Below are 9,173 nucleotides of genomic sequence, written 5' to 3' on the forward strand. Positions count from 1 at the left end.
ATGTGATAAACCTCCTCTCGCACATACTGGCCTGCCGTAGTGACCAACTCTTTCAGCGTCACGTTGAGTTGGTCTGCCAGTTTTTCATGGGACAGATGAGCATCCGTGCACAGGGTGCTGCCTGGTAAAATCCGTCCTGCCAGTTGCGTGAAGAGTTCATCGTTACTCGCATGTTCGAGAACGGCATCGGTTACATGTTGCTGGCGGTCGCAGGCCACCATGACGGGAATTTTTCTAATTGTTCCTGACTTTTCACTGGCATTCTTCGGCGGCTTTTTCTTGCGTCTTCGGGCATGGCGGTAAGGTTGTGTGCAAACATGTCAGCTGTTGAGGGTACAATGTCCTGAGAGATTTCAGGAACTCTTGGAATTGTGTTTGCTGCATGACGATGATCCAATTACACGACAGAAACCGGTGTTCAGAAGTGTAGTTCACGCACCAACATGTATTGTGAGCCCCACGCAATGTGTAATTGAAAAGAATGTAGAAGCCATATATGGCTTTTAATTTAATTACTATCACCACTGGAAAGTTTCTAAAACTGGCTGGCTTACAGTGGTAATCAGGGAGCCTCTGTTTTTACTTTTTGGGTGGGGCTTTTATTCATCTCCTGAAGCGTTTTATGAACTGTATCCATAGATTTACGTCGTTTGGGATCGTTATCCAGTAATTTTGCTATGAGGTTTACTGCATCAATCTTTTTCTCATTATCGGGAAGCACCTTACTCCGGATACAATAGCTGTATTTGTCACCGGGTCTCAAAAGGGAAAAAGTCTTTATACGCTTAAAAATGACACTACGATTTTTAGGATGTGTTTCAGAAATATCAGCATCAAGAGGGAGTGTACTCGCTTGGTAATCGGACGGACGGTAACCCGTTACCATTCTCATGAATGAAACCCCCAATGCCCACACATCGACACTTTTATCATATTCAGGGCATCTCTTATAAGTATCTGTGTATTGATAATGAAAGGCGCTCACCATCTCTGGAGCCAGATAAGGAATGGTTCCACAAAAAGATTGAGTTCGCGCTTTACGGTGCAAATGTATACAAAAACCGAAGTCTGTCAGTTTAGTATGCAGATCATCAGGGTTCACAATAAGATTACCGGGCTTCACATCTCTAAAGACAAAACCCTGTTTATGGAGGTAGCTCAGTGCGCATGCAGCCTGTTCTGCAATTGCGGTACATGATGTGATGTTTTGAAGACACGTATGTCGGTCTGGTTCCAGAAGAGACTTCAAACTTTGCCCGTCCACACATTCACTCACAAGAGCAGCCACCCTCATACTGAGAAACTGAATTTCCCATATAGCATGTTGATAAATTACTGCGTAGTTATCCGTTTTTTCCTCGCGCAATAATAATGCATAGGTTTGGACGATATTGGGATGACATCCACAGGCAAGAAGGGCCATACCTTCCCCCTTCTTTGGGCCTTCATACGGTTTATTGTCGTCCTTACCACTCAGCATTTTCAGTGCAAACTTTTGGCTGTTCAGGTGTGCATTCTGCCAAACGCTAACTGTTCCATATGCACCTTTACCTAAAAGAGGAGCCGCGGTGGAAGTAATACCAAGCATGGATGTAACAGCCTTGTCAGGGGATTCATGCCGCTCCTCTTTGTTCCACGCGATATCTCTCTTGGTAAATTGCTTAGGGGGCTCGAGTACTTGAGCTCCTACTACGCAATCCCTACCACTTTGTTGATCGTGAGTTTGTATAAAAGGCTTTTTAATAAGTCTCCCAAACTTTTTGAAAACATTGTCGGAAGAGGCGGTGGCGACTGCTTCCTCACTCTTTGTTGTTTGTGTGTTTTTTCCTGCTACGGGCTGCATGACATCTCTCCTTGTATCTCCTTGTATCTCTTTGTAGGGCGATAAGAACTAATCGCTCTATTTGACTACAGTTCAAAAGGAAAAGTGGTAACTCACCAGTCTGCTTTACTAACACCAGTCTGCCTTACTAACATCAGGCCGCAAAACCTGATTAACCACATATCCTTATGCAGCCCTTTAAGGGCACTATAGGACGCAGCATTGCCGGAATGCTTGTTGTTGCCTTTCAAAATGCTGCAACGCAGCCATAGAGGTTTTCAGCGCCACTGAGTCGTATGCTTAATCTCTGAGGGTTGAATTCCCCGCAGCTTGCTGCGGGGCAGTTCATTTGAGAACGCCCTGGAAAGGCTTTTCAAGATTATGTTAAGGAACAAGAGCCATCCATGGCTCTGGCAGATGATTTAACCAAGATCTGGATTCTGCAGGCTGGTGTCTAATCCACTTCCACTCTGCGCCCGTTTAATCAAAGCAACAGTAATAAGAAGGGTCAGAAGAGAACCAATACCTGTTGCTATAAGAATGGGCTGGCCAAAACCTAAAACCGAGGAATTCAGAAGGAAAGTGAATACAACAGTGGTCATAAACATAGCTGGGATGGTACTGATCCAGTGTAATTTGCGATTCTGTAAAAGATAGGCTGAAGCCGTCCACAGCATGATGGCGGCGGTGATTTGATTTGCGACACCGAAGTAGCGCCAGATAATCCCAAAATCCACCTGGGTTAAGATACCGCCAGCAATAAACATGGGCACTGCCAGAATCAATCGGCGGAATAAGTGAGTTTGCTTAATATTAAAGCACTCTGCTAACACCAGTCTCGCAGCACGGAAGGCGGTGTCTCCAGAAGTGATTGGTAAAATAATCACACCAAGCACGGCAATAAATCCGCCCACTTCTCCCATTAATCCATTGGACGCCTCATAAACGACATTGGCGGGATTGCCAGACATGCCGTTGTTCAAGCCATCGACGCCACCAAAATAAGAGAGGGCGATGGCACACCAGATCAGGGCAATTAATCCTTCACCAATCATGGCTCCATAGAATACAAAACGACCGTTCTTTTCGTTCTCTATACAGCGTGCCATAAGTGGCGACTGTGTGGCATGGAAGCCGGATACCGCTCCGCAGGCGATTGTAATAAACAGCGCTGGCCACAACGGCATGTTGTTGGGATTTAAATTCTGGAAGAAATCAGAAATTGTGAAATCTGGCAATGTGGCGTGCTGTGACGAGAATAGCAAAGCCAGGGTCATTCCTACTGACATGAACAGCAGCAACAAACCGAACAATGGGTAGATACGCCCGATCACCTTATCTACGGGAACGATGGTGGCGATAAAGTAATAGGTAAATATCAAGCCAATAAACATCAATTCGCTGTAACCAGTCAGGCGGCCGAGCAAGCCAGCAGGAGCTGAAATGAACACAACACCCACTAGCAACAAAAGGATAATGGCAAAGATATTTACAAATCGTCTGGCCCAGTCACCCAGGTAATGGCCCGCCAGAGTTGGGATGGATTGTCCTTGATGACGTACTGACAACATGCCTGAGAAATAATCATGAACACCGCCGGCAAAAATACAGCCAGCAACAATCCAGAGCATGGCCGCGGGGCCATAAAGAGCACCGAGAATTGGTCCGAAAATAGGGCCAACACCAGCGATATTTAACAGTTGAATCAAATAGACTTTTCGTTTGGGGAGAGGAACGTAATCAACTCCGTCCTGATTGGTGAACGCTGGCGTTCTACGGCGCTCATTGATTTTGAAAACGCGTTCTACAAAAGAACCATAAAAGAAATAGCCGGCAATTAATAAGGCCATACAGAGTAAGAACCAGATCATACAACCCTCCCCGAGAAGTCATACATGTCCATCGGCTTGTGCTGGTTTGGTCTTGTTATTGTTGTGCCGTGTAAAGTAAGCGGTTTTCCTGCTGAAGGATCAATAACTGTATTGTTATAAATCCGGCCATGCGGAGTAACCCGGGTGGAAATTTAGTCGAGATTTGAAAATCTGAAAGTTTTTAATTGTTGCTTGAGGACATAAAGAGGGTTTGAACGCTGACAACAATCGCTGTCAGCGTTGATGTATCACTTATTTGCCAGCAAAAACATTCGCCACTAACTGCTGGGCTTCTTCCTGCAGCAGAGCCAGATGCTCTGCACCCTTAAAGCTTTCTGCGTAGATTTTATAGGCCGGTTCGGTGCCGGAAGGACGTGCAGCAAACCAACCGTTTTCTGTAACAGCCTTTAAGCCGCCAATCGAGGCTCCGTTACCCGGAGCCTCGGTCAGGCATTGTGTGACAGGGTCGCCAGCCAGAGTATCAGCCTTAACCATCTCAGGGTTCAGGCCAGAAAGAATCTTACGCTGTTCCATATCTGCAGGAGCCTGAATACGGGCATAAACCGGTTCACCATATTTGTTTGCCAGCTCCTGGTAATACTCGCCAGGATCTTTGCCGGTAACAGCAGTGATTTCCGCGGCCAGCAGGGCGAGAATGATGCCGTCTTTATCGGTACACCAGGTGGTGCCATCTTTGCGCAGGAAACTGGCTCCGGCACTTTCTTCGCCACCAAAAGCTATTTCACTGGTGCAGAGACCTTTAACAAACCATTTGAAGCCAACGGGCACTTCACAGACTTCACGGCCAATGCCATCTGCGACCCGGTCAATCAGTGAACTGGAAACCAGTGTTTTACCGATCTTTGCCGATGCAGGCCAATCCTTTCGGTGCTGGTACAGATAATCGATGGCTACCGCCAGATAATGGTTGGGGTTCATCAATCCCATAGAGCGGGTCACGATGCCGTGGCGATCGTAGTCGGGGTCATTGCCTACAGCAATATCAAAGCGATCTTTCAGTTCAACCAGGCCTGCCATGGCCCAGGGAGATGAACAGTCCATGCGCACAGCGCCGTCTTTATCCAGGCGCATAAAACGGAAAGATGGATCAATTGTCCGGTTCACCAGCTCAATACTCAGCCCATAGTGTTCGGCAATCACATCCCAGTAAGCCATGCCGGAACCACCGAGAGGGTCTACACCAATTTTTAGTCTGGCTTTGGCAATGGCTTCCATATCCAGAACCTGGTCAAGGTCTTTAACGTAAGGAAGGATGTAGTCGTGGGCGTGAACATTTTCAGCGTCCATGGCATCAACTGCAGACAAACGTTTAACCCCGGACAAACCATCAGCCATTAATGCGTTGGCACGGTTTTCAATCCATTTGGTCACCGGGCCTTCTGCAGGGCCGCCGTGGGGTGGGTTGTACTTAATACCACCATCTTCTGGGGGATTATGGGACGGAGTGATAATAATTCCGTCCGCCTGCACATCAGCATTGCGGTTATGGCAAACAATTGCATGGGAGATAACCGGAGTGGGGGTGTAACCACGGCCAATCTGGTAATACACCTGGCAGCCATTGGCAGCGGCTACCTGTATCACACTGATAAAGGCCGCCTCAGATAGAGCGTGTGTATCCATACCAAGATACAACGGCCCGGTAATCCCGGCAGATGCCCGGTATTCGCACACAGCTTGGGTAATGGCCAGCACATGGGGCTCGTTAAAGGTGCAGCGGAAAGCGCTGCCACGGTGGCCGGAGGTGCCAAAAACCACCCGGTGAGCCGGTTCGTTGGGATCAGGATGTTCAGCATAATAGGCGCTGACCAGTCTTGGGATGTTGACAAGGCTGTCGGACGGGGCCGGTTGGCCGGCGAGTGGATGCACGACAGTAATCTCCCTATTCAAGAACGATAGTAAAACGGAAAGCAAGAATAGTACCTGTGCAGCTGTTGAAAATCAGTTCTTGTTTTCGGTTGTTAATGAATAAGCAGTGACATGGATGCAAGCCTTCAGGGTAGCTTTATTGTCTATGTTGATCGGGGTAAGGTGCGGCCCTGTTTTTAAAATGTATATGAGGTGGATGATGGCTCTTGCCTGCGCCCGGCATATTCTGGTGAAAACCCGAGAAGAAGCGGAAAAACTCAAAGTCCGACTGGCGAAGGGGGAAGATTTTGGAAAACTGGCAAAACAGTATTCCCAGTGTAACTCTCGAAAAAGGGGTGGAGACCTTGGTGAGTTTCGCCCGGGAATGATGGTGAAAGCTTTTGATGATGTGGTGTTTAAAAAGCCTGTGTTAAAAGTCCATGGCCCGGTAAAAACCAAGTTTGGTTTTCATTTGATTGAAACAATTTACCGACAATGAATGATAAGGGGCTAAGACTTTTTAGCATTAGCCCCTAAGATTGATTGGATGATTCTTGAGGTATATCCGGTTCGTCGTCAGGCTGCTCAGGTGCATGTTGAGTTTTCTCCTGAACGGTTATTTTATGAATAATTGTTTTATTTGGGTTTTTTGCATCACTGTGTTTACTGACTGAATAATCAATAGTTACCTTAACCTGAGCCCACCCTGTGTCCTCCGCAAAGCGGCATGCTTCTTCACTGTGTGCAATCAGAAGGGTTCGGGCTGGTACATCGACTTGATAGTAGCGGTATACTGGGATTTTCTCCGTGGTACAGGTTGGCAACCAATCGTTATCGTAATAACGACAAGTCTCTTTTTCCCTATAATACAGTAGCTCCCGACGATTTTCTTTTTGTGTTCCGCCAGGGTTGACCATGACATTACAGCTACGGGTCAAGCCACTGAAACCTTTACGCTCAACAGCAATCACATAACCTGACAGGCGTTTTTTCTTTTCCTTTTTCCCACGTTTGATGCTGCAGGCTTCTTTAAATTCGTTTTGATGGAAACCATGGGACTCCGTATGTTCAAAATGTTTGAAAGTTTGGAATGCATCCAACGCTATATAGGTGTCATACAAGTGACCGGCATGATCGAGGTAAGGTACTCCGTAATGTATGGCCATTGGGGCAAGTTTTAGCTGGGTTTTGATTTTATTGGCGGCATCCGGTTTTTTTTGCAGGTTTAACTTAACTTTTATGGGGCGATGATTTCCTGGCTCTTTTGGCAAGCCTCCTCCTGCAAAGAAGTAAGAGGAATTGTTGTCATCATACTGACCGAATAATAGTCCTGCGATCTTCCAGTCTTTATGACCTTTTTTAACTTTTTCCGGATGGCGGTTCGCGCACTCTTCGGCCTCAGTATAGGGAGCTGAACCTATCAGCAGGAAACCAGTCATTAATAAACCAGACAACAAATTTTTCATTTTCCGCTCCTGGAAAAAGACTCTCTTTTTTCAAGTTAGATTAATGAAAGGATTCAGCGTCAGTTCTGGTATTACAGGCAGTCGATAGGCTTTTTATCCCGTGGAAGCTGCCGATAGAAAACGGGAAGTGTCAGTATATTGTCATCATCTTTTTAGAAAAAATCCCCTTAGCTCCTATGCTTGTCGCAGTTCATCAGAGGTGTACTGCTATGAGTGCTTATCGTTTTTATATGCCTGCCCTGAACCATATGGGGTCTACCTGCCTTGAAGAATCCATCAGTGATATCAGCACACTGGGTTTGAAAAAAGCGCTTGTCGTTACCGATAAAGTGCTGGTTGATATTGGCCTGGTAGGGACGGTGGTTGAAAAACTCGGCTCTGCTGGTATGACCTGTGAGATATACGACGAGACGAAACCCAACCCAACAGTTAAGAATGTTGAAGATGGCGTGAGACAGTTTCAATCAGCAGGTTGTGATTGTGTGATTTCTCTAGGAGGTGGCTCTCCCCACGACTGTGCCAAGGGCATTGCTCTGGTGGCAAGTAATGGCGGCAATATTAAAGACTATGAAGGTGTTGATCAGTCATCCAAACCGCAGGCGACACTGGTGTGTATCAACACGACAGCGGGAACCGCCAGTGAAATTACTCGCTTCTGCATCATTACCGATGAAGATCGTCACGTAAAAATGGCGATTGTGGACAAGAACACCACTCCCACAATGTCGGTAAATGATCCAGCTCTGATGCAGGGCATGCCCCGTTCACTAACGGCTGCAACAGGTATGGACGCGCTGACCCATGCTGTTGAAGCTTATGTATCAACAGCCGCAACCCCTGTTACCGATGCCTGCGCTTTGCAGGCGGTGGAACTTATCTCTACTTGGTTGCGTACTGCTGTATACGACGGTGAGAATATGGAAGCCCGGGAACAGATGGCTTACGGGCAGCTGCTGGCGGGTATGGCGTTTAACAGTGCCAGTCTCGGTTATGTTCATGCTATGGCGCATCAGTTGGGTGGTTTTTATGATTTACCCCATGGCGTGTGTAATGCCATTCTTTTGCCCCATGTTCAGGCTTTTAATGCCAGAGTCTGCCCTGAAAAACTTGCTAGAGTCGCAGCGGCCATGGGGGTTGATATTTCTGGCATCTCTGATCGGGAAGGTGCGGACAGTGCGCTCACTGAAATTCAGGGGTTGTCTATGGATATTGGTATTCCTGATGGTTTAAGCGAGTTGGGCGTGAAGGAGAAGGATTTTTCAACCTTGGCGGATAATGCTTTGAAAGATGCCTGTGGTCTTACCAACCCTATCCAGGCGACCAAAGAAGAGATTATAGAAATCTTTGAAGGTGCTTTCTGACCCACCTTGGGTTGCACTTTTGATTTATTGACCGGAGTCGCTTGCTGAGAGTGCCTCCGGTTTTCATCTCAATGCTGAGTCGATGCCTAATTGAGAACACCCTCTGGTTAAAGCAAAATCTGATCTGAAGGGGTAGGGTTGTAATGTGAGAGTCGTACAATATCTGGCATCTCGTATCGGTGATTATGGCTGAAGTTTTTACGGGGTTGGTCAGGCTGAAATTTAGCGTCCTGCAATCAAATTTAGCGTCCTGCAATCAAATTTAGCGTCCCGCAATCAAATTTAGCGTCCCGCAATCAATTGTTGAGTGTTGTTTTGCTCGAGCTGCGCCTGACTCTGCTTTTCCTGCTCATTGCAGAAGTATTCCCGGTAATCCTGTGAAGCATCTCTCAGATAAATACAATCATCTTCAAAGGTATAGGATGCCTGTACTCTCTTCAGTAAAGGTCCGATGCTGAGCATAATGGCATCGTTTTCGTAGTTCAGTATGCTGTAGTTGTAATAGTCAGAGATAAACTCATCCTGCATCGCGGCAGTTCTTCCGCGTCTGAAAATCAGAGACATTTCCCCAGGGCAATTGCATCAAATAGGTACCATCGAGCCACATAATTTATAGTAGTCTCTGATTCCCATTTATCAGACTCTTATTTCAGCATGGAAGCCCAGCAGTATCAGCCCCTGACAGCCTTTCTCGCCAAAGTTCCTGACCCTCGCTGCGAAGGCATGTGCGACCATAATCTTCTCGATATTCTTGTCATCGCCGTCTGCGCAATGATTTGCGGGG

7 protein-coding genes and 1 pseudogene are annotated in these 9,173 nt (G+C 46.9%); 2 read left to right on the plus strand and 6 right to left on the minus strand.

Going from position 1 to position 9,173, the window contains the following annotated elements; all coding sequences use genetic code 11:
- From QMA35_RS19930 to pgm, 4 genes and pseudogenes are all read right to left on the minus strand, one after another.
- Window positions 1-221: pseudogene (locus tag QMA35_RS19930) on the minus strand (IS1595 family transposase); the annotation flags it as partial.
- 341 nt (window positions 222-562) lie between these two features.
- Window positions 563-1,843, minus strand: coding sequence for a protein kinase (locus QMA35_RS19935; protein ID WP_281648903.1), 1,281 nt, complete (start codon window positions 1,841-1,843; stop codon window positions 563-565).
- A gap of 401 nt (window positions 1,844-2,244) precedes the next feature.
- Entirely contained in the window at window positions 2,245-3,693 is a 1,449-nt protein-coding gene (locus QMA35_RS19940; RefSeq protein ID WP_281648904.1) for a carbon starvation protein A, read from the minus strand.
- Window positions 3,694-3,945: 252 nt separating this feature from the next.
- Window positions 3,946-5,583, minus strand: coding sequence for a phosphoglucomutase (alpha-D-glucose-1,6-bisphosphate-dependent) (gene pgm, locus QMA35_RS19945; RefSeq protein ID WP_281648905.1), 1,638 nt, complete (start codon window positions 5,581-5,583; stop codon window positions 3,946-3,948).
- 199 nt (window positions 5,584-5,782) lie between these two features.
- Between pgm and QMA35_RS19950 the strand changes: the two genes are divergently transcribed.
- On the plus strand, window positions 5,783-6,061 hold the full coding sequence (locus QMA35_RS19950) for a peptidylprolyl isomerase (protein ID WP_281648909.1): 279 nt from the start codon (window positions 5,783-5,785) through the stop codon (window positions 6,059-6,061).
- 34 nt (window positions 6,062-6,095) lie between these two features.
- On the opposite strand, the gene QMA35_RS19955 is transcribed toward QMA35_RS19950, so the two are convergent.
- Complete coding sequence (locus tag QMA35_RS19955) at window positions 6,096-7,028, minus strand: hypothetical protein (RefSeq protein ID WP_281648906.1); 933 nt, start codon at window positions 7,026-7,028, stop codon at window positions 6,096-6,098.
- Between the two features lie 209 nt (window positions 7,029-7,237).
- On the opposite strand from QMA35_RS19955, the gene yiaY reads away from it, so the two are divergent.
- The gene (gene yiaY / locus QMA35_RS19960; RefSeq protein ID WP_281648907.1) at window positions 7,238-8,389 is read left to right on the plus strand and encodes an L-threonine dehydrogenase; all 1,152 of its coding nucleotides are present in this window, start codon (window positions 7,238-7,240) and stop codon (window positions 8,387-8,389) included.
- A gap of 282 nt (window positions 8,390-8,671) precedes the next feature.
- Here yiaY and QMA35_RS19965 read toward each other — a convergent pair whose 3' ends face one another.
- The gene (locus tag QMA35_RS19965; protein WP_281648908.1) at window positions 8,672-8,917 is read right to left on the minus strand and encodes a hypothetical protein; all 246 of its coding nucleotides are present in this window, start codon (window positions 8,915-8,917) and stop codon (window positions 8,672-8,674) included.
- Window positions 8,918-9,173: the final 256 nt, after the last annotated feature.

Source organism: Parendozoicomonas sp. Alg238-R29, from assembly GCF_947331445.1.
Lineage (GTDB): Bacteria > Pseudomonadota > Gammaproteobacteria > Pseudomonadales > Endozoicomonadaceae > Sansalvadorimonas.